Annotated in this window: 14 protein-coding genes and 1 pseudogene; 9 read left to right on the plus strand and 6 right to left on the minus strand. The window is 69.4% G+C overall.

Annotation, left to right across the window (positions count from 1 at the left end; translation table 11 throughout):
• Positions 1-362: 362 nt before the first annotated feature.
• Positions 363-968, plus strand: a complete 606-nt coding sequence (locus AB0L60_RS00875) for a hypothetical protein (RefSeq protein ID WP_364605412.1) — start codon at positions 363-365, stop codon at positions 966-968.
• On the opposite strand, the gene AB0L60_RS00880 is transcribed toward AB0L60_RS00875, so the two are convergent.
• Both AB0L60_RS00880 and AB0L60_RS00885 read right to left on the minus strand, forming a co-directional pair.
• Positions 885-3,461: a hypothetical protein gene (locus tag AB0L60_RS00880; protein ID WP_364605414.1), complete on the minus strand. Its 2,577-nt coding sequence runs from the start codon at positions 3,459-3,461 to the stop codon at positions 885-887. The two genes, AB0L60_RS00875 and AB0L60_RS00880, sit on opposite strands and share 84 nt — an antisense overlap.
• Positions 3,462-3,540: 79 nt before the next feature.
• On the minus strand, positions 3,541-6,270 hold the full coding sequence (locus AB0L60_RS00885) for an ATP-binding cassette domain-containing protein (RefSeq protein ID WP_364605416.1): 2,730 nt from the start codon (positions 6,268-6,270) through the stop codon (positions 3,541-3,543).
• Positions 6,271-6,418: 148 nt separating this feature from the next.
• Here AB0L60_RS00885 and AB0L60_RS00890 point away from each other — a divergent pair, with 148 nt between their 5' ends.
• Positions 6,419-7,852, plus strand: a complete 1,434-nt coding sequence (locus tag AB0L60_RS00890; RefSeq protein ID WP_364606698.1) for a metallopeptidase — start codon at positions 6,419-6,421, stop codon at positions 7,850-7,852.
• 7 nt (positions 7,853-7,859) lie between these two features.
• On the opposite strand, the gene AB0L60_RS00895 is transcribed toward AB0L60_RS00890, so the two are convergent.
• Positions 7,860-9,203: an FHA domain-containing protein gene (locus AB0L60_RS00895; RefSeq protein ID WP_364605418.1), complete on the minus strand. Its 1,344-nt coding sequence runs from the start codon at positions 9,201-9,203 to the stop codon at positions 7,860-7,862.
• A 155-nt stretch (positions 9,204-9,358) separates the two neighbouring features.
• Here AB0L60_RS00895 and AB0L60_RS00900 point away from each other — a divergent pair, with 155 nt between their 5' ends.
• The 5 genes from AB0L60_RS00900 (at position 9,359) to AB0L60_RS00920 (ending at position 14,247) form a co-directional block, all read left to right on the plus strand.
• On the plus strand, positions 9,359-10,939 hold the full coding sequence (locus AB0L60_RS00900) for a serine/threonine-protein kinase (RefSeq protein ID WP_364605421.1): 1,581 nt from the start codon (positions 9,359-9,361) through the stop codon (positions 10,937-10,939).
• A 49-nt stretch (positions 10,940-10,988) separates the two neighbouring features.
• The gene (locus tag AB0L60_RS00905) at positions 10,989-12,224 is read left to right on the plus strand and encodes a hypothetical protein (RefSeq protein ID WP_364605423.1); all 1,236 of its coding nucleotides are present in this window, start codon (positions 10,989-10,991) and stop codon (positions 12,222-12,224) included.
• Between the two features lie 36 nt (positions 12,225-12,260).
• Positions 12,261-13,463 (plus strand): hypothetical protein, encoded by a 1,203-nt coding sequence (locus AB0L60_RS00910; RefSeq protein WP_364605425.1) that lies wholly within the window; start codon positions 12,261-12,263, stop codon positions 13,461-13,463.
• A gap of 98 nt (positions 13,464-13,561) precedes the next feature.
• A complete protein-coding gene (locus AB0L60_RS00915; protein WP_364605427.1) occupies positions 13,562-13,891 on the plus strand; it encodes a WXG100 family type VII secretion target in 330 nt (109 codons plus the stop codon).
• A 53-nt stretch (positions 13,892-13,944) separates the two neighbouring features.
• Positions 13,945-14,247, plus strand: a complete 303-nt coding sequence (locus AB0L60_RS00920; protein WP_354830360.1) for a WXG100 family type VII secretion target — start codon at positions 13,945-13,947, stop codon at positions 14,245-14,247.
• A 245-nt stretch (positions 14,248-14,492) separates the two neighbouring features.
• Here the strand turns inward: AB0L60_RS00920 and eccCa are convergent, their stop codons facing one another.
• On the minus strand, positions 14,493-18,548 hold the full coding sequence (eccCa, locus tag AB0L60_RS00925) for a type VII secretion protein EccCa (protein ID WP_364605429.1): 4,056 nt from the start codon (positions 18,546-18,548) through the stop codon (positions 14,493-14,495).
• A 79-nt stretch (positions 18,549-18,627) separates the two neighbouring features.
• Between eccCa and eccD the strand changes: the two genes are divergently transcribed.
• Positions 18,628-20,088, plus strand: a complete 1,461-nt coding sequence (gene eccD / locus AB0L60_RS00930; RefSeq protein ID WP_364605431.1) for a type VII secretion integral membrane protein EccD — start codon at positions 18,628-18,630, stop codon at positions 20,086-20,088.
• Positions 20,089-20,100: 12 nt separating this feature from the next.
• Positions 20,101-21,570, plus strand: coding sequence for a type VII secretion-associated serine protease mycosin (mycP, locus tag AB0L60_RS00935; protein WP_364605433.1), 1,470 nt, complete (start codon positions 20,101-20,103; stop codon positions 21,568-21,570).
• Between the two features lie 23 nt (positions 21,571-21,593).
• Here mycP and eccB read toward each other — a convergent pair whose 3' ends face one another.
• Positions 21,594-22,928, minus strand: coding sequence for a type VII secretion protein EccB (gene eccB, locus AB0L60_RS00940; protein ID WP_364605435.1), 1,335 nt, complete (start codon positions 22,926-22,928; stop codon positions 21,594-21,596).
• A 1-nt stretch (position 22,929) separates the two neighbouring features.
• Positions 22,930-23,082: pseudogene (locus AB0L60_RS00945) on the minus strand (type VII secretion protein EccB); the annotation flags it as partial.
• Positions 23,083-23,209 lie beyond the last annotated feature (127 nt).

Consider the following 23,209-nt stretch of genomic DNA (forward strand, 5'->3'; position numbering starts at 1 on the left):
CCAAGCGTGAGGTCGAGCTGATTCCCGGCGGCCGGTGGAGACCCGGGGCTCGTGGGACAACCGGTTACCCGGCCGTACCGCACGCCAACGAGCCACCTTACACCCCCGCCTCCCCGAGCCTTCAGCGGGCGGCTGAGTGCCGTTGACAGTCACGCACCCGTGCCGGCGGTTGGGTGCCGAACCGATATTGGGCGTACCCGGCGAGTTACCCACCACGGCACTGAATCAGTTGTCCCGCAGGATTCGAATCTCGAGTGAGTTACTTCACGCCATAAGCGGAATACCTTCCTCCGTTACGAGCATTATATGGAAACGGGGACCGTCACGACGGTTGATCACTCGCACTGCCAATGGAGGCCGCCATGGCGATCAGCATTCATCCGAGCCATACGCACGCCCAGTCGATGCGCCGGATCCTGCTCATCGTCGTCACCGGCAGCTTGGTCTTCCTGATTCCGTGGATTGCGTACCTCTCGGTCAGCCTGCCCTCCTCGCGCGAGGTGGACCAGTGGGACATCGCATGGGTGGGCTTCGATTTCGCGCTGGTCGGCGCGATCGGCATGACCGCCTGGCACGCCTGGCGGCGCCGGCAGGTCTTCATACCGTGGGCGATGATCACCGGGACGCTGCTGATCTGCGATGCCTGGTTCGACATCGTGCTCGACTGGAACAGCCCGGATCTGTGGTTCGCCCTGCTCTCCGCCGGCATCGGCGAACTGCCGCTGGCCGCGCTGCTGTTCTACGCGGCCCGGCGGCTGCTGCGGCTCACCATCGAACGCGCCTGGGCGCTGACCGGTCACGCCGGACCCGCGCCCCGGGTCTCCCGGGTCGAGCTGCTGACCGCCACCAACTGGCTGCGGCTCGACGATCTCGCGACGGACGGATCAGATGTGCAGGGGCGGGCCCGGATCGGCGCCGCGCGCGGGTCCGGGAATGGTGTAGCGCAGCGTGTCGATGCCGAAGCGTAGACAGTCCTGATCCCTCGGATCACCGACGGTGGCGATGCCCGCATGCGGGAGGCCGGACACGAACGGGGTCACGGCGCAGGATTCGTTGACCGGGCTCACGGTCCCGCCACCGACCCGAATCACGGTGTCGGCGGGCGTGGTTGACGCGACCGGGTCGGACCGCTGGTCGGAGTGCGCGCCCAGCAGCGACAGCGCCGCCGCGCCGACGATGATCGGAGCGCCGAAGGGCTTGCGCATCTTGTTCCACAGCTTGCCCTTGCGCTGCTTGCGGTCGCCCTCGGAGCCGGATTCCGAATCCGGCTGCCCGGCCGAGTCTTCCGGCGTTTGCGGATTCGCTCCACGCGCCCCCGTCGACATCGACCCACCGTACATCCCGCCGGACTGGCCAGGAGCATTTCCACCGGATCCAGCAAAACTCCCGCGATCCGAACCGGACGTATCTCCCTCGGGCACATAGGGACCGACCGGGTAGCCGCCGGTGTTGTACCCACCCTGCTGCCCATAGCCGCCCGAGCCGTATCCGCCCTGACCGTACTGCCCGGCGGCACCCTGCTGCGGGGCGTGCTGGCCACCCGCGTTCGGCTGCGCGCCGCCCGGACCGTAGCCGCCCCGGGCGGCCGCATCGGAGCCCGGAGCATTCGCCGAACCGTAGCCCGCACCGGCCGGGTAGCCGGAAGACCCGGCGCCCGGTCCGGATTGACCGGATCCGTAGGAACCACCGGGTCCGTACTGGCCGTAGCCCGGCTGCCCGGCGGCCTGGCCGTAGCCGCCGGCCGGCCCGTAACCGCCGGAGCCGTACGGTCCGGCGGGCGCACCGCCCGAACCCTGTTGCGCGCCTACGGCACCCGAGCCCTGTGGCGCGCCTGCACCCGTGCCCGGCCCGCCATCGGCGGCGGGCGTGCCCGGCTGACCGAATCCCTGCTGGCCCGCCCCGGCGCCGCCCTGGCCCATGACCGTGGTCAGCTGATCATCGGCCGGCGACCCGGGCGGCCGCATGAACCGGCCACCCACGCCCTCCAGCCCGGGCGGCAGCGTACCGCGGCTGCCGGCCACCGGCTGCGGTCCGGTGCTCGGATTCTCGGTGCCACGGGGAACCCCTTGGCCCGCATCGCCACTCGGCGACTGCCCCGCCGCCTGCGCGGTGAGCCGCGCGACCTCCTCGGCCGTCATTCGCTGGGTCAGGCCGCCGGGTCCGGTCGGCGTGCCCGCGCCACCGCTCTGAGATGCAGCCTCCTGCGCGGTGATTCGCCTGGTGGGTCCTGCTGCGGCGGGATCGGCGACGGCCTGTGGGCCGGTCCCGGCCGCCTGCTTCGGCTGGGCGGCGGCGGTCATGGCCGCGGCCTCCTCGGCAGTGAGGCGGACGGTCGCACCCGCCGGGTCGGCACCCGAGTGATCCGGCGCGGCGGCGGGATCGACCGTGGGCTGCGGGCCGGTGCCGCGCGCGGAATCCGGTCGCTGCGCGCGGGATTCGGGCGCGGGCGGTGAATCCATGTGCCGGGGAATCAATTCCGGCTGGTGGGCCAGCGGCTCAGGCTGACGCTGCAGTGGCTGCCCGCCGGCCGGGCCGCCGGTGACATGACGCGGACCCTGCTCGACCGGGCGCGCATCGGCGCCCGCCGGCTGCGGTGCGGCGGCCGCGGGCCGGTCGTAGGCCGGGTCGCCCTCGCTGTCGGCGACGAGCAGATGGGTCGCGCCCAGGACCAGGGCGTGCATCGGGTGGTCGGCGACCTGGAAGCGGTGGCCGAGATGGTTCTGAAAGGCCAGGCGCAGTGCGTCGTTGAAGCACACATTGCCGGTGAGCAGCACCGTCGAGGTGTCGGCATTGATGGCGCGGGCTGCGGCCATCACCTCGATGACCACATTGTCGGCGGCGTGGGCCTCGTGCAGCGCCTCGGCGGTGATGGCGACGCTGACCGACTCGGTGGGCTGATCGTCATTGCCATGGACGGCGACGACCAGGCATTCGCGGCCGTCGGAGTAGACGCCGACCGCGCCGACCGCCGGACCGCGACCGGGCGCGCGCACCAGACCGAGCGCGCGGACATAGCCGGAGAGCGCGACCGATTCGGGCAACGGCTCGGCGGGCACGCCGAGTTGCTCCACCAGGCGCACGAATTCGTCGACCTTGGGGTCGGGCCATTCATCGGGGAATGGCAGCGCGAGCACATCCGGCGCACCGCCCAGGTGCTCGACGATGGACGCGAGTGGATTGTGCATGCGGGCCCGGAAGACCAGCTCGGCCGGCCAGGTCGCCCCGGCCACCACGATCTGCGGGTGCCCGATGATGTCGCGCACATCGGAGATGGCGATGCCGACATCGGGACGCCGGTCCACGCCGGCGGTGTGCAGCCGGCCGGACGAATCCGCCAGCAGGTATGCGGGCGGTGTGTATGAGCTTTCGACCTGGACCGGGCGAATGGGCGAACCGCCGCCACCGGCGGCCACCGACACCACGTCCCAGCCGAGATGCACTGCCCCAACTCGAGCCGTCACAGTCATCAGTCTGCCTGCTCGCTTCGCGGCGCGCGCGACCGAATCCACACTTCGCACCCCCGCCTGCGCGAATGGCCGATCACGCAGCCGACTTCTTCAAGCGCAGGCGCGACCAGGTGAACAGGGCGAGCAGCACGGCGATCACGGCGAGCACCGAGACATCCAGTGCCCACGCGCCGACGGTGTGCTTCCAGAAGTGGTCCTGCTGCGCCGCCGCCGAGGCCGACAGATTGGGCAGATCGACCGTGGACGCTCCCGCGGAATAGCCCCAGCGCGAGGGGAACAGCCAGGAAAGCTGGTCCAGCACAACGCGGCCCGTCACCGGGATCATGCCGCCCGCCATCACCAGCTGCGCCATGATGATCACCACCAGCAGCGGCATCACCTGCTCGTTGGACTTGGCCAGCGCGGACAGCGCCAGACCCAGCACCACACAGGTCACCGCGGTGAGGGCGACATCGAGATAGAGCTCCGCCGGGCCGTAGGGAATCACCGCGCCCTTGCTCGGCGGCTTCTTCACCGCCAGCACGATGCCGATCATCACGGCCGACTGCAGCAGTGCCGCAAGGCTGAAGACCACGACCTTCGACATCAGGTATGCGCCGGAACGCAATCCGACCGCACGCTCCCGGTGGTAGATGGCCCGCTCGCCGACCAGGTCACGCACCGTGAGTGTGGCGCCCATGAAGCAGGCGCCGAGGATGAGCACCACCAGCAGCTGCTGAGCCTCGCCATTGTTGGCGCGCACGAAACTGCCGTCCGGCGCCTGCACGAAGCCGACGGACTCGAATCCGCTCTTGCCCTGCACGACCAGCGACAGGCCACCCAGCACAAACGGCAAGATCGCGAGGAACGCCAGATAGCCGCGGTCGGCGAAGATGAGCCGCAGCTGCCGCCGAGACAGCGTGGAGAACTGTTTGAGCGGACTGGATTTCGGCGCCTTCGCCCGTTCGACCGGTTTGACCGGCGCGGGCGGCTCCGCGAACGCCTGGCGGGAGCGGAAATTCGCGAAGGCCCCGTCCGGATCGGCGGCGACGCGGCCGAAGATCTCGGCCCAGTCGCTGGTGCCCATGACGTGGCCGACGCTGCCCGGGTGCCCGCAGAAGGCGGTCTTGCCGCCGGGCGCGAGCAGCAGCACCTGATCGCACATGTCCAGGCAGGCCACCGAGTGGGTGACCACGATGACGGTGCGCCCGGCATCGGCCAGTTCCCGCAGCATGGTCATGACCTGCCGGTCCAGCGCCGGGTCCAGGCCCGAGGTGGGCTCGTCCAGGATCAGCAGCGAGGGACCGGTGAGCAGCTCCATGGCCACCGAGGCGCGTTTGCGCTGACCGCCGGAGAGCCGGTCCACGCGGGTGTCGGCGTGCTGGGTGAGCGAAAGTTCCTTCAGCACATCGGCGATCACCTGCTGGCGATCGGCCTTGCTGGTATCCGGGGGCAGGCGCAGCTGGGCGGCGAAGTTGAGCGCCTGCTTGACGGTCAGCTGCCGGTGCAGCACGTCGTCCTGCGGCACCATGCCGATACGAGAGCGCAGCGCCTCGTACTCGGCGTGCAGGTTGCGGCCCTCGAAGGTGACCACGCCCGCGGACGGATGCGTCGTTCCCGCAATGAGTTTCGACAGGGTCGACTTGCCCGCGCCGGAGGGGCCGATCAGCGCCGTCAGCGAGCCGCGCCCGGCCTGCATGTTCACGTCGATGAGCAACTGCTTGTTGCCCTCGACGGTGAACGAGACGCCGTGCACGTGCAGGCCCTGCTCGGCGACCGGCCGCTGGCGATGGACCAGCGTGCCCTCCTGCACGACGAAGTCGACGTTACCGATGGTGACGATGTCACGTTCACGCAGCAGCGCCCGCTGCTCGCGGCGGCCGTTGACGAAGGTGCCGTTGGCCGAGCCCAGGTCCTCGATGGCCAGGCCCTGCCGGTCCGGCACCAGGCGGGCGTGCCGGCGCGAGGCCATCGGGTCGTTGACCACGATCTGGTTGTCGCTGGTACGGCCGATGTTCAGGCCGTCGCGCGGAATCCGGTCGGCGCGCGCGATGGCCGCGGTGGAGGCGCGGGCGCGGATCGGGGGCAGCGCGGAGGTGTCCGCCTTGGTGGTCATATTGATGTTGTCAGCGGCGGCCGGGGGCGGCGTATGCACCGGCGGGCGCGGCACATTCGGCGTCGCCGAGGTGCCGGGAGGCGGAGTCTGCCGCTGCTGCAGGGGATTCGGCTGCTGGTGCGGTACCGGGTGCGGCAGTTGATGCTGCGGTCCGGACGCGGGCCGGTTCACCGGCGGCCGCTGCGCGAGATTCGGGTTGGCCTGGGCCGGGTTGGGCCAGGCCTGCTGCGGATTGGGCCGCTGCTGCACCGGCGGGCGCTGCGCGAAGGGCTGCACCGGCGGCTGTTGGGCCTGCTGCGGCTGTCCCGCCTGGGGCATCGGCCGCGACGGCGGCCGGTTCGGCGGCGGCATCATGCCCGGACGCTGCTGCTGCGGCGGCGTGCCACCGCTCCGGCTGGCCTGCGGCAGCAGGTGCAGCAGCGGCCCGGTGATGGCATCGCCGAGCCGCACCTGGGTGGGCCGGTTGATGACCAGCGGCGTGTTCAGGCGGCGGGCGTCCACGAAAACGCCGTTGGTGCTGCCATTGTCGCTGAGCATCCACGACCCGGCCTCGTAGCTGAGGGTCGCGTGCACCCGGGACACCAGCGGGCTGTCGACGAACAGCGTCACCTCCGGCGCCCTGCCCATGGTGATCTGCTGGGTCGCGTCGAAGACCCGTTCGGTTCCTTCATGACGCACGGTGATCTGCTGCGCCCCCGGTGAAGACATGGCTGGATAATAAGCGAAGCCCCCGAAGTCCGGCGTTGCGCTCATCGGCCGCAGGCCCGATAACGGGACAGAGATCGAATCAGCCTGCGAGGGAGTGCACGTGGCGAGACGCCAGGGGGAGGCGGTGCGCACGCGCCGGTCCGGGGGGATTCGCCGCGTGGTGGCGGGGGTGCTGGTGCTGGCGGTCGCGCTCTTGTCCGGATGTACACGCACTGTTCACGGTCGGGCGGTTTCCATCTACGACGACCCGTTCAAGGTGGCCGGTCTGCCCACCACCAGCGGACCCAGCGGCCCGCGCGCGGGCGCCCCGGATTCGACGCTGACCGCGCAGGATTCCGACGGCGGCCAGGTCGACCACCTGGTTCTCAACGCGCTCGACGATATCCAGACCTATTGGCAGGGCGAGTTCCCGCTGGAGTTCGGCGGCGTCTTCAGCCCGGTCGGCAAGTTCATCTCGTGGAGCGCCAAGACGCCGCGCTCGCAGGCCGGGCAGTTCTGCGGGGAGTCCAGCTACCGGCTCGTCAATGCCGCCTACTGCCGCCTGGACGGATCCGTCGGCTGGGATCGTGGGGTGCTGCTCCCCGCGGTGGCCGACGAGTTCGGGAAGATGTCGGTGGTGATGGTGCTGGCCCACGAGTACGGGCATGCCATCCAGGAGATGGCCAAGCTCGTCGGCCGCCGCACCCCGACCATCGTCAAGGAGCAGCAGGCGGACTGCTTCGCGGGGGCGTTCATCCGGAATGTGGCCGAGGGCAAGGCCAAGCACTTCACGATCAACACCTCCGACGGGTTGAACGCGGTGCTGGCCGCCACCGTCGCCTTCCGCGACGCGGACCCGGACGATCCGCAGAACGTGCACGGTTCGGCGTTCGAGCGGGTGACCGCGGTACAGATCGGTTTCACCGACGGGCCCAAGGGCTGCAAGGCCATCGACCAGAACGAGATCGACCGCCGCCGCGGCGATCTGCCGCAGACCCTGGGCAACGATTCCGGCCACGGCCAGTCCGACGTGAACAAGGCCAACCTCCAGGAGCTGGCCAAGGCCATGGCCGCCATCATGCCGATCCCGGACGAGCCCAAGTACAGCTACGACTCGGCCAAACTGAAATGCCGCAACGGCGCCGACACCGTCCCGGTCACCTACTGCCCCGCCACCAACCTGATCGGCACCGATGTGCCCGCGCTGCACGATCGCGGCGTCTCCAACGCCGACGACCAGGACGCCCTGCCCGCCGATGTGACCGGCGATTTCACCGCCTACATCGTCTTCATCTCGCGCTACACCCTGGCCGTGCAGCATGCCGCGGGACTGCCGCTGAAGGGGGCGAAGACCGGCCTGCGCGCGGCCTGCCTGTCGGGCGTGATCTCCGGAAAGCTGGCCGACCCCAACCGCAGCAAGTCCCAGGGCGACATCTCGCTGTCGGCGGGCGATCTCGACGAGGCGGTCTCCGGCCTGCTCTCCGACGGCCTGGCCGCCAGCGACACCGACGGCAAGACCGTCCCCAGCGGCTTCTCCCGAGTCGACGCCTTCCGCGCCGGTGTCCTCGGCACCCAGGACACCTGCTACTCGCGCTATACCTGATCGCGCCTCATCCGAACGGCGGGGGTGCGACCGGTTCGAGGCGCAGCACCCGGTTGCCGAGCATGATTTCGGTGCCAGCGGCGAGGGTGAAGGGCTGATTCGGTTGCAGCCGAATCCAATCCCGGTAGCCTTGCGGGCGGACCCGGGTGCCGTTGGTGGAGCCGTGGTCGACGATGGTGATGTCCCAGTTCACCAGGCGGATCTCGGCGTGGACGCGGGACATGCCGCCGGAGTTGTCGTCGATTCGCAAGGGCAGCAGGCCCGCTCGCACCGGATCGGAATGCTCGGGGTCGCGGCCGACCACGGCGTCGGCGGCCACCATATAGGTCATGCCGTCGTCGAGCACCAGCATGCCCAGCGGCGGCCGGATCACCTCGGCGGGCTGCTGGGTCTGATCCACGGGCATGCCGCACACGGTGCAGAAGGCCGCCCGCGGATCGCTGGGATGCGCACGTGCGCACTTGAATCCGAGCACCTTCACGGTGAGCGCGGTGGCCTTGGCGGTGGCCTCCAGGCGGCGCTGCAGGTCCGGGTCGGGTTTGGGCGCGGGGTTGGTGCCGTTCGCCTCCCGGGCGCCGCCCATCTCGGTCGGCGCGCGGTGCAGGTCGATGCCCTCGGTGTCCGGATCATCCTGGGCGGGTTCGGGTTCCGGGTCCAGGCTCGCCGGAATTCGATTGGAGGTGCGGGTCGGAATCAGGTTGGGGTCCAGGGGTATCGCTTCCGGCTGCGGATCCCGCTCCGCGTCGAACGCCGCGGTCGGCGGCGGCGGTTCCACGACCCGCTGCCGCGCCCCGGCCGGGCGCGCGGGCCGTCGCGACACCACCGGCTCGCCCTCGAACCACACCACCGCGCCCGCCGCCGGCGCGAGTCCCTCGATGAGCGAACCGATTCCGCGCCCGGGTAGCTCGGGCGGCCGGTCCCCTTCGATGAACAGGGCGGCGGCCCTCGCGGGGCGTTCGGCCACCCGGTCCACGGTGAAGGCGGCATCGCTGCCGCGGTAGTACTCGACCACGGACCCGGCCAGCAGCGCCGTCACCGATCCGTGCAGGAAGATCGCCAGGCCACCGGTGTCGGCGGCGGTCAGGATGCCGAATTCGATGGGCGCGCCGGGCGAAATGCGCTCGGCCTCCTTCATCAGCCAGCGGGTGGCGTGCCGCGCGACCAGCCGGCCCGGCCCGTCCGGGGCCTGATCCGTCGCATCCGCGACCAGCTCGCCCAGCGCCCGCGCCGCCACCACGGCCCGCGATCCGGGCGTGAGCGCCCCCGGCTCCCGATGCGCCACCAGGATGACCGCACCCGCCACCCGGCTCACCACATGACCGCCCGCGACCACCTCGACCTGCCGATCCATCAAGGGAACCGACCCCCGAGGAGCACACGGCAGGGATTGTTCAACACAGCACCCAGGTTACTCAGCGGCCTTTCGGAGTCGCGGAGCGGCGGTGGGAGCCCGGTATGCTCCGGCAGGTACGGCCTGCCCCACCGAATCATCCAGGAGTTCCGGCAATGGCGATGAGTCCAGGCACCATCGTCGGCGGGTATCGGATCGTCCGCGTGCTCGGGTCCGGCGGCATGGGCACGGTTTACCTGGCCAAACATCCCGAACTGCCGCGTATGGACGCGCTCAAGGTGCTCTCCTCCGATCTGACCGCCAACGGGGAGTTCCGCGGTCGCTTCGAACGCGAGGCGAATGTGGTTGCGGGCATGGACCACCCGAATATCGTCTCGGTCCACAATCGCGGCGAGGAGGACGGCCGGCTGTGGATCGCCATGCAGTATGTCGAGGGCACCGACGCCTCGGCCGAGCTCAAGCGTGATCCGGCCGCGGTGCCGCCGCTGCGCGCACTGTCCATCGTCACCCAGATCGGCCGCGGACTGGACTACGCGCACCGCCGCGGCCTGCTGCACCGCGATGTGAAGCCCGCCAACTTCCTGCTGTCCAGCGTCGACGGCGAGGACGAGCGCGCGCTGCTCGCGGACTTCGGCGTCGCCAAGTCCACCGAGGACACCACCGAGCTCACCCAAACCGGCAGCTTCGTGGCCACCATCGCCTATGCGCCGCCGGAACAGCTGTCCGGCCGGCCGCTGGACCACCGCGCCGACATCTACAGCCTCGGCTGCTCCTTCTTCAAGCTGCTGACCGGCCGGAACCCTTATCCCGCAACGCAACCGGCGCTGGTCATGATGGGCCACCTGCACGAGCCGCCGCCGCGCGCCACCGACGTCGACCCGCACCTGCCCGCGGCGCTGGACGAGATCTTCGCGCGGGTCATGGCGAAGAACCCGGCCGAGCGTTTCAACTCCTGCCGCGAGTTCACCGACGCCGCCACGGCCGCACTGGTGCCCGGCTACAACCCGGTGTCGACCACCACCTCGCCGACCTATCCGATCCAGGTCGCGCCGCCGAGCATGCTGCGATCCGGCGGCGAAACCACCGGCGGTATACCACTTTCCGCGTCCGAGCTGACCGAGACGGGGCCGGCCCCGCGCATCCGCAACCGGCTCTACATCGGGATCGGTGCGGCGGTGGTGGCGGTCGCACTGGCCGTGGGCATCGCGATCGTGGCCACCGGCCGCGAGACCAATTCCGCCACGACGGCTTCCAGCACCGGAGCATCGGCGACCACCACGGTGGATCCCAATCTGAGCCCGGTGGACAAGGCGCGCAAGGACAATCCCGCCTTCGCGGGCAAGACCGTCACCATGGTCGACGTGACCGGTGCGCAATTCAACACCAAATACAGCATCTACCTGGCCGGCACCCCGCAGGCGAAGTTCCTGGAGAGCCTCGGCTTCGTCTACAACAACGAGTACCAGCCCAAGGGCGACGAAACCTCTCCCCGCCCCTCCGATGGCTACGGGTCGCTGACCGTGCCCGACGATTCCTACATCATCGCGGTGCGCAGCGACGAAAAGGCCGGTGGCGGTGGGCTGCTCGGCCTGCCGAGCGAGATCACCAGCTCACGGGCCATCGTCGTCCCGCTCGACGATCCGGCCGCGGTGGCCGCGCTGCGCGGCTGGACCCCGGATTCCACGCAGATCCTGGCCGACAAGCTGGTTCCGGTGCTGCACAACAGAATCAAGTAGCGGTTACGACCGATAGTTCGTACCGATTGTTACTGATGGAGGGGGAAGCATGCGCACGGTGAAACGGGCGGCCGTGGCCGTCGCCCTGGTGGTATCGGCGGTGGTGACAGCCGCCTGCGGCTCGGATACCGAAGCGGCCCCGGCGGCGCCCGTCGAACCGATGATCGACCTGAGCAAGCTCGACACCGGCAATCTGCCCACCCAGCCCAAGCACTACGACAAGGCGGCCGACCCCGACCTGGCGCGCGCCGTGCAGGCCGAGCGGCTGGCCAACTACATACCCCTGCCGTCCGAGGTGAATCCACAGGTCAGGTACCCCGCAGCCGCAGTGAACGGCGCCATCCGCCCGTTCATCGATTTCGGTTCGGGTGCCATGACACTGCGCACCAAAGCCAAAGCCGATGCGCTGAGGGCCGCGGCCCCGGGGTTCATCTCGGGCTTCGTCACCACCGGCAACTCCGACAAACAGGCAACTCTGGCCTACGAGTACTCGAACGTCGTGCTGATTTTCACCGACGACGCCGCGGCGAGCGCCGCCGCTGGGGCCCTGGGCCAGGCCGACTTCGATGCCGTCCCGGGCAGCCAGCGCTTGCGGATCGACAAGTATCCGGACGCGTTCGTCTACCTCGACACCCAGTACAACTTCAATGCCACCGTCCGCTCCTGGTATGCCACAGGCAGATTCGTCCTCTTCACCTACGTCTGGGACGACGTGATGGCCGAGACCGGGGTGAGCGATCCGGCCAAGCTCATTGCCCGGGCGCAGCTCGGCCTCGACGCCATCCCGCCTGCCCTCGCCAAGTTCCCGGTCATTCCCCAGGACCAGTTGACCGAACAGCCCGTCGATATGGACGGAGTCCTCGGGCGCACGCTGCCGACCGTGTACGACGATCGATCCGAGCGTGGCATTCCCGGCGTCTACGACCGGCACGGCGGACTGCAGCTGTTCCCCGGCGACGACAACGCGGCACTGTTCGACAAGGCGGGTGTCGACCGGGTGGCGTTCAACGGCGGCACCGTCTTCCGTGCCCGCGACGCCGCGGCCGCCGACGCGATCGTCACCGCGCGCAGCGAGACCTCACGCACCTTCCGGCCGGCCGAATCTCCGGCGAACCTGCCGAATGCCCAGTGCCGCAAGTACACCGGTCCCGACAAGTTCGCGATCTCCCACTACTGCTACGTCAGGCACGGTCGTTTCGCCGCCGAGGTGTCGGCGAATCAGCTCCTCGATGCCCAGCAGCGTATCTCGGCGCAGTACGCCCTGCTGGTCAACGCGGAACACTGAGGGGGAACGGAAAGCATGCTCTCGCACAAACTTCGAGTGACCGCCCTGCTCATGCTGATCGCCGCCGCGGTGACGGGGTGCGGCCCGATCGTCCAGGGCGGCGCCCGTCCCGGGGAAATCGACGTCCGCACACTGGATGTCGGCAAGTACTCCACCGATCCGCTGGAGTTGCGCTACGAGTACTTCCCCGACATGGCCAAGGGTTTCGAACTGGCCGAGCAGCGACTGGCCGACCACGTGGTCAATGCCGCGGATGTCGATCCGGAATTCAAGTACAGCACCGGCGTTCATCCTTTCAAGGATTCGGACGGCGCCACCGTCGTACTGGCCAAGGTCACCGCGCCCATCCTCGACGCCGCCAAGATGATGTTCGGTGTCGCGGTGGGGCACAGCGTGAAACAGCCGGACAAGTACGGCAAGACCCCCGACGACAGCGCGTTCACCACGGTGACGGTGATGCAATTCCCCGATGCCGCGGCGGCATCGAAGGCCGCCGCGGACTTGGAGAATGCCGATTTCGGAGTGGCGGCCGAGGTGAATCAGCACGTGTCGCTCTCGAAGTACCCTGACGCCCACAGCCATTGGCGTCCCGGCGTGGCCAGCATCGGGTCGACCCTGGCGCACGGCAGCTATGTCGTGGACACCTATCTCGGGGTGAAGGACCCGGACCTGTCGAAACTGACGGCCCTCGCCGAAAAGGTCTACGACGCCCAACTGCCACTGCTGGATTCGCTGCCGCCCCTGGACCGCGAGGGCGTCCTGCGGTTGCCCTTCGACGCGGATGGAATGCTGCGGCGGACCCTCGACACACAGGTCTATTTCGGACCCGACTTCGCCAACCAGGCGGTCGCCGAACCGCGTGGGTTCCTGAATCGGGTGAGCGACCAGGACTTCTGGGGGCGGCTGGTCGCCGACAGCGGCATGGATCGATTCACCACCTCCGGCGCGTCCTACGACGGCGTCAGCATGCTCTTCCGCGTACGGGACGCGCAGGCCGCCGAGCGTCTGTCCGCGGCCATTCTCGCGCACGGCTATTCCGGCGCCGCGGACGCGCCCGCCGGGGTGCCGAACGCGAAATGCGGAGAGACCAGCGACCAAAACCGGAACAGTGGCGCAAAGCGCTTTCGGTGCATGGTCAGCTACCGCCGCTACACGGGTGCGGTCGAGTCGAATCAGCTCGCCGACGCCCATCAGCGGGCGGCCGCCCAGTACGCCTTGCTGGCGAACAGCACCTGGTAGTCGGTTCGGTGGCGGGCTGAGCCGGGGGAACCGGCGGGTCGTGACCTACGTCCAATAGCACTGAGAGGTCGTCCGCCCGCGAATCGAGAGGAGACACCGTGGCCGGTGCATTCGAAGCCAGCAATGAGCTCATTCAGGCCAAGGCCCAGGAGTTCCAGCAGACCCACGACATGCTGATGCATGCCATCGCCGATCTGAAGCGCGATGAGGACAGCATGGTCGCCGGGGCGAACTGGCGGGGCCGTGCGGCCGACGCCTTCAATGCGTTCATGCAGCGGTACTACTTCCAGGCCGACAAGCTCAACGACAAGCTGGTGCACACCGCCGAGACCCTGATCAAGGTCGGCTCCAACTACGAAGAGCACGACAAGGATTACGAATCCAAGGTCAACGCGCAGATCTCCAGCCTGGACCTCCCGGCTGTCTAGCCGATTCGGTCTCTCTCCCCCCGCTATTCGGACCAGTGGCAAAGGAATTCACCATGGCAGCAGTAGACGGCCGAATCATCTCCGCACATTTCGAGGGCGTCGCCGACGGAGCGAACTCGATCATCCGCCGCGCGGAGGTCATCCGCGACCAACTCGAGGCCTTCCACCGCAGTGTGGAGGAGTTCGTCCAGAACAACTGGAAGGGTGACGCCAACGACGCGTTCGCCGACCTCCAGCGCACGTGGAACCAGCACGTACTCCAGCTCAACACCACCCTCAACGGCGCGGCCACCCTGGTCCGCACCGGCAACGCCGAACTCCAGGCCAAGGACACCGCCCTGGCCGGCCTGTTCTGACCCGCCTTGTGGTTTCCGGGTTGTGGGCAGGGCAGTCGGCCCGCGCAGCGGGCTGACTGCCGGGTTCTATCGTGTGTCATCCCAACGCATTGTCATACGCTGGGCTCTCGGCGGCATCGCTGGAGCAGATGATCGAGGTCCGCAGATGGGCCACCACCGGCGAGGTCCTGACGGGCATCCCCTCGGATTGCCCGGCCGTACTGCGCCACACGCTGCTGAGGTTGTGCGGCCCGGGCAGCTCGCAGTCACAGCTCGGCCGCGGGCAGCCAGGCGGTTTGGATCAGATCCTCGCTTGCGCGGGTGCCGTAGGTGCCGCGGCCCGGGGGCATGAGGGCGGGGCGGGTGTCGCCGAAGAGGGTGCCCTCGTCGCGGCTGCAGCTCATGATCAGGGATGCGGAGTTGAGTTCCTTGAGGCGGTTGAGGGTGGCCTCGTACATGGCACGGCCGGCGCCGCCGGAGCGGCGCGCCAGGATCAGGTGGAAGCCGAGGTCACGGGCGTGGGCCAGATGGTCGACCAGGGCGTGCAGCGGGTTGCCGCCGGCAGCGGCGACCAGGTCGTAATCGTCGACGACGACGTAGAGTTCCGGGCCGCGCCACCAGGACCGGTCCTTGAGCTGCTGCGGGGTCACCTCGGGACCGGGCATGCGCTGGGTGACGTACGCGGCCAGGTCGGCCATGTTCTGGGTGAACTGCGGGGCGGTGGTGCCGTAGCCGGCGAGATAGCCCTGGGGCACGGTGCCGAGCATGGTCCGGCGGTAGTCGCCCATGATGATGCGCGCCTGATCGGTGGTATTGGACGCGCAGATGGACTGCACCAGCGCGCGCAGCAGGGTGGTCTTGCCGCACTCGGAATCGCCGATGACGACGAAATGCTGGCTCGCCGCCAGATCCAGATACGCCGGGGCCAGCCCGGTTTCATTGATGCCGAGCGGAAAGCGCAGGCACGGCTGGGTGTTATCCACCTCGGCGGGCCAGTCCCCCGCCAGCCGCAGCAGTTCCGCGCGCGGCAGCCGGTCGGGCAGCATACGCACCGCCGGTGCCCGACGTCCCGGGGTGAGCTGGATGATGCTCGAAACAGCGTGCGCTACACCGGTTCCCAGCGTCGCCGGATCGGGGTCGCCGTCCACGCGCGGCAGCGCGGTCAGCATGTGCAGCCCGTCGGCGGTCATGCCGCGGCCCGGACGGCCCATGGGCACCAGCGCCGCGAACTTGCGCCCCAGGTCGGAGTCCATGGGGTCGCCGAGCCGCAGTTCGATGCGGGTGCCGATCTGATCCTTGAGCGCGGGCCGCGCCTCGGCCCAGCGGTTCAGCGACATCACCACGTGCACGCCGTACGAAAGTCCCTGCACCGCTAGGTTCATGACGGTCTGATCCAGCAGTTCGAACTCCTGCCGGAACGCGCCGTACCCGTCGATCACCAGGAAGACGTCGCCGAACGGATCCTCGTGCACACCCGCGGCGGTGGGACCGGTTCCCTGGCCGGTGGCGCGATCACCGGTCTCCGGGTCGGCGCGCAACCGCCGGAACTCGGCCATGGACTCCACGCCGAGCCGTCGGAAGGTGGCCTCGCGGCGGCGCACGATGCCCACCATCTCGGCCACGGTGCGCCGCACCCGGTCCTCCTCCATGCGGCTGGCGACCGCACCCACGTGCGGCAGCCCCGCCAGGCCGATCATGGTGCCGCCACCGAAGTCCAGCAGGTAGAACTGCACCTGTTCGGCCGTGTGTGTCAGGGACATCGCCATGACCAGCGCGCGCAGCGCGGTCGACTTCCCCGATTGCGGACCGCCGACGATCGCCGCATTGCCGCGCGATCCGGACAGGTCCACCACCATGGGATCGCGGCGCTGATCGTAGGGCCGATCGACGATGCCGATCGGGGCGCGCAGGGCCGCAATGGGATTCCAGTCCCCGGTGAGGATCGAGCGCGGCAGCAGCTGATCCAGCGTGGACGCCGCGCCGAGCGGCGGCAGCCAGATCTCGTGGGCCGGACGACCGTGCCCGCGCACCCGCGACACCAGCATCTGCAGGTTGGAGATCTGATCCGCGTCGGCGGGGGCCGTCATCGGTTCCGGCAGGTCGGGCAGCGGAATCCGGTCGGCGGCATGGAAGTCCACGCGGCCCGCGGTGAACGGGCGTGCGGTCACATCGATGTCGCCGGACCGGGTGGCCACCGCGGCATCGCGCCGTGACCCGCCGCCGGCACAGGGTCCGGAGACATAGGCGGACTGGAACCGCTGAATCTCCCCGGCATCGGATTTCAGGTAGCCGCCGCCGGGATTATTGGGCAGGTTGTAGGCATCCGGCACGCCCAGCACCTGCCGGGATTCATTGGCGGAGAACGTCTTCAGGCCGATCCGGTAGGACAGGTGACTTTCCAGCCCCTTGAGCCGCCCTTCCTCCAGCCGCTGTGAAGCCAGCAGCAGATGGACATGCAGCGAGCGACCCAGCCGGCCGATCATGGTGAACAGATCCGCGAAATCCGGATGCTGCGAGAGCAATTCGGAGAACTCGTCGAGCACCACGAACAGCGCGGGCAGCGGATCCAGATCCGCGCCCGCCGCTCGCGCCTTCTCGTACTCGGAGACATTGGCGAAATTGCCCGCCGCGCGCAGCAGTTCCTGGCGGCGGTTCATCTCGCCGGCCAGCGCGTCGCGCATCCGGTCGACCAGATCGGCCTCCTCCTCCAGATTGGTGATGATGGCCGCGACATGCGCCACCCCCTCCAGCCCGAGGAAGGTCGCGCCACCCTTGAAGTCCACCAGCACGAAGTTCAGCTGATCCGGCGAGTGCGTGGCGATGAGCGAAAGTACCAGCGTCCGAAGGAATTCCGACTTACCCGACCCGGTAGCGCCGATGCACAGCCCGTGCGGCCCCATGCCGCCCTCGGCCGCCTCCTTGATGTCGAGCACCACCGGCAGCCCGTCGGCCCCGACACCGAAGGGCACCCGCAGCCTCTCCCGGCCGTAGCGCGGCTTCCACGCCGTCCCGGGGGTGAAGGCGCCGATATCGCCCAGCCCCAGCAGCTGCGACCAGCTCGAGATGGCCTCGCCCTCCTCACCGGCGGCCTCGGCCGTGCGCGCGACGGCGGCCCGATACGGCGCGAGCCGGCGGGCGGCCTGCTCGGCCTCGCGGGCGGTGATGCGGTCCACGACGGCGAAGCGCTCCATCGCTCCGGAGGCTCCGCGCCCTGCGCACTCGCCGTTCTCGACCACCATTTGAATGCCCCGGGAGCCGGCCAGCCGCGGCGCGTACCCGCACAGGTCGATGACCGTCACGCCCTCGAAACCGTGCTCCCGCAGGGGATCTTCTTCGGTTTCGAGTAGTCCGCCGTCCACCACCAGCACGATCTGGGTCAGGTTCGGATTGGGCGGCTGATTGCGGGAGTACCGAACCCGGTTGTGCAGCAGGAGATTCAGATCGGCGTACGCCTCACGGATGGAGCCGTACACCATGCGCCCGCTGCCGACGCCGTCCTGAGATTCGGGGTGCTGGGTGTGGGGCAGCCACTTGGTCCATTCCCATTCGCGGACGGTGTCCGGTCCGCGGACCACGGCGATCAGCACCTGGTCGGGGCCCTGGAACATGGCCAGCTGCAACAGCATGGCGCGGGACATGTCGCGAGCCTGGGCGCGGTCGCCGGTGAGCTGTACGGCGGCGAAGCCCTTGACGGCGAGGGCGGTGGGCAGATCGGGCACGGTGGAGTGGGTGCGCACGAAGCGCCGGAGCGAGACCGCGGCAATGGGTTCGAGCTCCTCGACGGGCCCAGTTTCCGGGGCGACCAGTCTCGTAGCAAGCCTTTGGTTACCAAGCCCGATGCGGGCATGACAGAAATCCTTGTCCCCCGGCCGGCGCTCCCACATCCGCGTGGTCCCCGCCAGCATCCAGATCAGCCCGGGCTCCGGATGACTCCACTCCACGGCCGCCCGCTGCTGCGCGGCCGTCTCCTCCACATCCCGGCGGACCTGGTCGAGATAGCGCAGATAGTCCTTGCGATCCTCGTCGGCCTCGGCCGCCTTCTGCCCCTTGCTACCCTGCCCCGCATGCATCCCGACCATGGAGAACACCATCATCATCGGGAACATCAGGCTCATCGGATTGGCGGCGAGACCACTCCCGGAGGTGATCATGAGCGCGACCGTTCCGAGCATGCCCACGCCCATCACCACCGGCATGAGCTTGGTGAAGAGATTGGCCGGGACCGTCCGCGGAATCTCCGGCGGCGGTTGCAGGGTCACTTCGCCGCCGGGTGAGCGGGGCATCACCCGGCGCGGCCGGCGCTGGAACCGTACGGTGCTCATCGCGGAAAGTCCCCCACGAATTCGAATTCAATTGCGGCTCAGTGTACGAACGGCAACCATCATGCCGTACAGTGCGGGCGTGGCGCAGTCGCGGACCGATCACCTCGAGGAACTCCACGGCACAGTCCGCGCGCCCGATCTGGCGCGCGTCACCATTCTGGCCAAGCACACTCAGGTCGACATGGCCATTCCCGTCGATGTGCCGGTGGCACTGGTCATCCCGAGCGTGGTCGACATGGTCGATCAGCACAATCGCGTCAATGACTTCGACCACGACGGCGAACCGTTCGAGCCGCACGAGTGGGTGCTGGCCCGTGTCGGGCAGCCGCCTTTCACCAACTCTCTGAGCCTGGCCGAGCAGGGCGTGCGCGACGGGGAACTGCTCATGCTGGAGAGCGCCGAACACAGCGCGCCCACACCGCTTTTCGACGACATCATGGACAACGTCGCCATCGCCGACGCCGACCACTTCCGCGGCTGGACGCCGCGCACGGCCCGGCTGACCGGATCGGCGCTGGCGGTGGCCATCATGCTGACCGGCTGCCTCGGCCTGCTGGCCGCGCCCGCCGCCTTTCCCGGCTGGGTGAGCGCGATCGCGGCCACCGTCGTCACTCTGCTGCTGGTCACCGCGAGCACGGTGTTCAGCCGCATGTACCGCGACCGCGCGAGCGCGCTGGTGCTGGGCGGCTGCGCACTGCCCACCGCCTTCAGCGCGGGCCTGCTGTTCGTGCCGAGCCACTACGGCTGGGCCAACGCGTTATTGGGCGCGGTCTTGACCGGGGCCACCGCGATGCTGGCCTGGCGGGTGAGCGGCGTGGGGCTGGGCCTGTTCATCGGCGCGACCGCGCTGGCGGCCTTCGCCATCCCCGCGACGCTGGCGGGCCTGCTGACGGATCTGCCCGTGCACGCCATCGGCGCCGGCGCGACGGCGCTGGGTCTGGCCGGATTGTCCCTGGCCCCAAGGCTTTCCATGCTGCTGGCCAAGCTGCCGCTGCCGCCCGTCCCCGCACCCGGCACCCCGATCGACCCCACCGAGGACGACCCCGACGACCATCGCGCCCTGCCCAGCTTGGAGGTCTTGCGCGCGAAATCCGAACGGGCGCGCGACTATCTGGCCGGATTGGTCGCGGCGACCACCGCGGTGGTGGTGGCCGGGGCGGTCGCCGCCGTGAATCCCAGCACCGGCACCCCGTACTGGCCGGGCCTGGCCCTCGCGCTGGTGTGCGCCGTGGTGCTGATGTTCCGCAGCCGCACCTATGCGGGCGCCGAACAAGCCGTGGTCCTGATCGCGGGCGGCACCACCATCGTGCTGCTGGTGCTTCTCGGTGCGGCCCTCACCCAGCGACAGCCACTCGCGATTTTCGGTGTGGCACTGGCGCTTTTCACGGCGGCACTGGTCCTGGGTATCATCGTGCCCCGTCGGCAGGCGACCCCGCCCGTGCGGCGGGCGGTGGAACTGCTCGAGTACGGCTTCGTGGCAGCCGTGGTGCCGCTCGCCTTCTTGGTGACCGATCTCTACGCCCTCGTGCGCGGACTGTGATCGTCGGCGGCCGTGGCGGATAAAGCATTGAACGCCAACGGTTCTCGCGATCGGGCGACGTCTCCCAGCGTGCGGGGGTTGCGGGTCGCGGCGGCCTCGGCGGTTCTGGCGCTCGGTTCGGCAGCCGGCACGGGAGCCGGGCCGGGTGTCGCGTTCGCGGACCGGCCGCCGCCCATCGACGCGGGCCTGCTGCCTCCCGGCGGTCCCGCCATGCCACCGACCGAGACCGAACACCCCGCGAATTCGCCGTGCTCCAGCACCCGGGCGGGCGGTGGCGGGCCGGCCATTCCGCCTGCCCAGCGCACCCTCGACCTCCCCGATGCGTGGCAATTCTCGCGGGGCGCAGGGCAATTGGTGGCCGTCATCGACACCGGGGTGTCCCCGCACCCGCGGCTGCGCGGCCTGATTCCCGGCGGCGACTATGTGGCCGCGGGTGGCGACGGCACCGAGGACTGCGACGCCCACGGCACCATCGTGGCGGGCCTGATCGCCGCTTCCGAGTTCGGCGGCCAGGGCTTCGCCGGGGTCGCGCCCGAGGCGCGGATCATGACCATCCGCCAGACCAGCGCGCTGTACCAAACCAAGGGTGCCGGCCGGGAGAAGGGCCCCGACGATATGCCCGACGGCTACGGCAAGATCTCCGCGCTCGCCGCGGCGATGCGCCGGGCCGCCGACGCGGGCGCGCGGGTCATCAATATCTCCCTGGTCGCCTGCCCCACCACCGAGCCCGCCAGCGCGGAAATGGGCGCGCTGGGCGCGGCGGTGCAGTACGCGGCCGTCGAGAAGGACGTGGTCATCGTGGCCTCGGCGGGCAATACCGATACCTGCAAGGCGAGCAATCCGGGCCTGGATGCCCTGCACCCTGCCGACGATCCGTGGGATCACGTCACGTCGTATGTGGTGCCGGCCTGGTGGGACGCCTATGTGCTGTCGGTCGGCTCGGTGGACGCCTTCGGTCAGCCGTCGAAGTTCACCGTCCCCGGGCCGTGGGTGGGGGTGGCCGCGCCGGGCGAGAACATCGTCTCGCTGGATCCCCGCAATACCGGGCTCACCACGGCCAAGGTGACCAATCAGGGCCAGGTCGTCCCGTACAGCGGAACGAGTTTCGCCGCACCGCAGGTCTCGGGCGTGGTCGCGCTGGTGCGGGCCCGCTACCCGGATATGCGCGCCGCCGAGGTCATCGAGCGCATCGAGGCCACCGCACACGCGCCGGGCGAGGGCTGGAATCCGGCCATCGGCTACGGCACAGTCGATCCCGTGGCCGCGCTCACCGCCCAGGTGCGAAACAGCCTGCCGCCCAAGCGTCCCGCCGGACCGCGGAATCAGCAGCTCGCCCTACCCACGCCGCCGCCCGCACCCGACCGCACACCGCGCAATGTCGCCCTGATCGGCACCGGTGTCGTCGCGCTGCTGCTGGTGCTCGGCTTTCTGGCCTCGTTCCCGCTGCGCCGCAGGTTCGGTGTGCGCGATACCGACGCCTGACTCGGTGAGACCGCCTTCTGAGCTCAGTTCCCGTTCGGCGCTGGGGTTTTCACCGGCTCCCTGGCGGGATTCGGATCGGGCGCGACCCCGTCGTGGGCGACCATGGCCGCTTCCCGGCTGAGAGTCGGTCCGGGCGCGAGCAAGCCGAGAATCTGCCACGGCACCGGTTCCGGCCGCACCCGCTCCGGATCCATGCCCAGTGCCCCGGCGGAATCCAGATTCTTGATCCCGAACCGCACTCCATAGTCGGACACGAAGAACAGGCTGTCGTGGCGCTGGCTGTCCGGCTCGATACCGGTGGACTGCGCGTACGCCCCCGAGCCCGGATTCATATAGAAGCTGTCCACATTCGGGCCGCTGCCATCGGCCTGCGCCAGTGGAACCAGCCTGGCGCGGTCGGGAATCGGGACCGCGTGCCCGGTGAGCACGGCCAGCTCGGCGTGCCGGCTGCCATCGGATGTATCGGCGGAGCCAACCGGTTTCCACGAGAGGCAGTCGACGGGCTGATCCTTGCCGTCCACCAGGACCGGGGCCCGGTCCGGATACTTCGACACCTGCAGCGCCGAGGAGACCGGTGCGCCGGTGCGGTCGGCCTGCGCGATGTAGTCGTCGGCGGCGCTGGTGCGGTGGGCATTCCGGATGATGTCGGCGGTCAGCACCGAGACCGGCTGCAGGCCGTCGGGCAGCACCGCGTAGTACTTGCCGTCGGTCCGCACCTGCACCACATCGCCGATCCGGTGGTCGCCGAGCGGGTAATCCGGTGCGGCGCCGGCATTCTCGATGCGCGGCGCAACCAGCGGCGGCACCTCGGGAATCGCGTTCAGCAGGCCGTCGCTGATCGGGCGCGGGGTCCGGCCACGCAGCTCGAGGGCATCGACCACGGCCCGATCGTCCAGATCGATCCGGGCGCGCCGATCGTCGTAGATCAGGTAGGTGTGGTCCCGGCCCTGCACCAGCAGCGCCGTGCCGGACGCCATGGGAGATGCCTTGTCCGCCCGGCCCGTATCGCCGGCCAGCACCGAGGTGGTGAGAGAGCGGCTGCCGTCATTGGACAGCATGTCGCACACCGTCCAGCTGCGACCGTCGCCGCCGGTGAAGTTCAAGGAGGTCGGCGCTCCCGGTATGCCGATCAGCTGCCCGCGCGGCTTCTCGGCCAGCTCGGACTCCCGCACGGTCGCGGGCTTGGCCGCGTCACCGGCGGCCAGCCGCGCCGAGGCCAGGTTCAGTGCCGGATGGACCACATTGCCGAGCACCACGTAGACCGCGCCGGAGTCCTTGCCGATGAGGATCGTGTTGGCACCCGATCCGGTCCTGCGGCCGCAGCAGAGCCAACACTCCGCAACCCGCCAGCGCGACACACGCGAGGACGAGTCCGGCGGCGTACGCCCGCGACTGTGAACGCATGGGATCGTGCAGCATTCGCACGTCCCGGCGAACCAGGGCGTGCTCCATGCGACGGACCAGGAAGCGATAGCCGCTCACCTGCCATCGGGTCGTGGGTTTCGAAGGCATTCAACTCCCCGGCAAGTCGGTGCGTTCGCCGAACACAGTACATTGACAAGGACATTCATTCGCACTCGGCCGCCGCGCGGGCACACTCGGGCAGCGCGCGCGGCCGATATCGGGGAGCCGGGGACCG

The organism is Nocardia sp. NPDC051981, assembly GCF_040680715.1.
In the GTDB taxonomy this organism is placed as follows: Bacteria; Actinomycetota; Actinomycetes; order Mycobacteriales; family Mycobacteriaceae; genus Nocardia.

Bases quoted from the DNA above. Each gene is read 5' to 3' on its own strand.
- AB0L60_RS00875 (WP_364605412.1), top strand. From the start codon at position 363: ATGGCGATCAGCATTCATCCGAGCCATACGCACGCCCAGTCGATGCGC.
- AB0L60_RS00885 (WP_364605416.1), bottom strand. From the start codon at position 6,270: ATGTCTTCACCGGGGGCGCAGCAGATCACCGTGCGTCATGAAGGAACC.
- AB0L60_RS00895 (WP_364605418.1), bottom strand. From the start codon at position 9,203: ATGGATCGGCAGGTCGAGGTGGTCGCGGGCGGTCATGTGGTGAGCCGG.
- AB0L60_RS00900 (WP_364605421.1), top strand. From the start codon at position 9,359: ATGGCGATGAGTCCAGGCACCATCGTCGGCGGGTATCGGATCGTCCGC.
- AB0L60_RS00905 (WP_364605423.1), top strand. From the start codon at position 10,989: ATGCGCACGGTGAAACGGGCGGCCGTGGCCGTCGCCCTGGTGGTATCG.
- AB0L60_RS00920 (WP_354830360.1), top strand. From the start codon at position 13,945: ATGGCAGCAGTAGACGGCCGAATCATCTCCGCACATTTCGAGGGCGTC.
- eccCa (WP_364605429.1), bottom strand. From the start codon at position 18,548: ATGAGCACCGTACGGTTCCAGCGCCGGCCGCGCCGGGTGATGCCCCGC.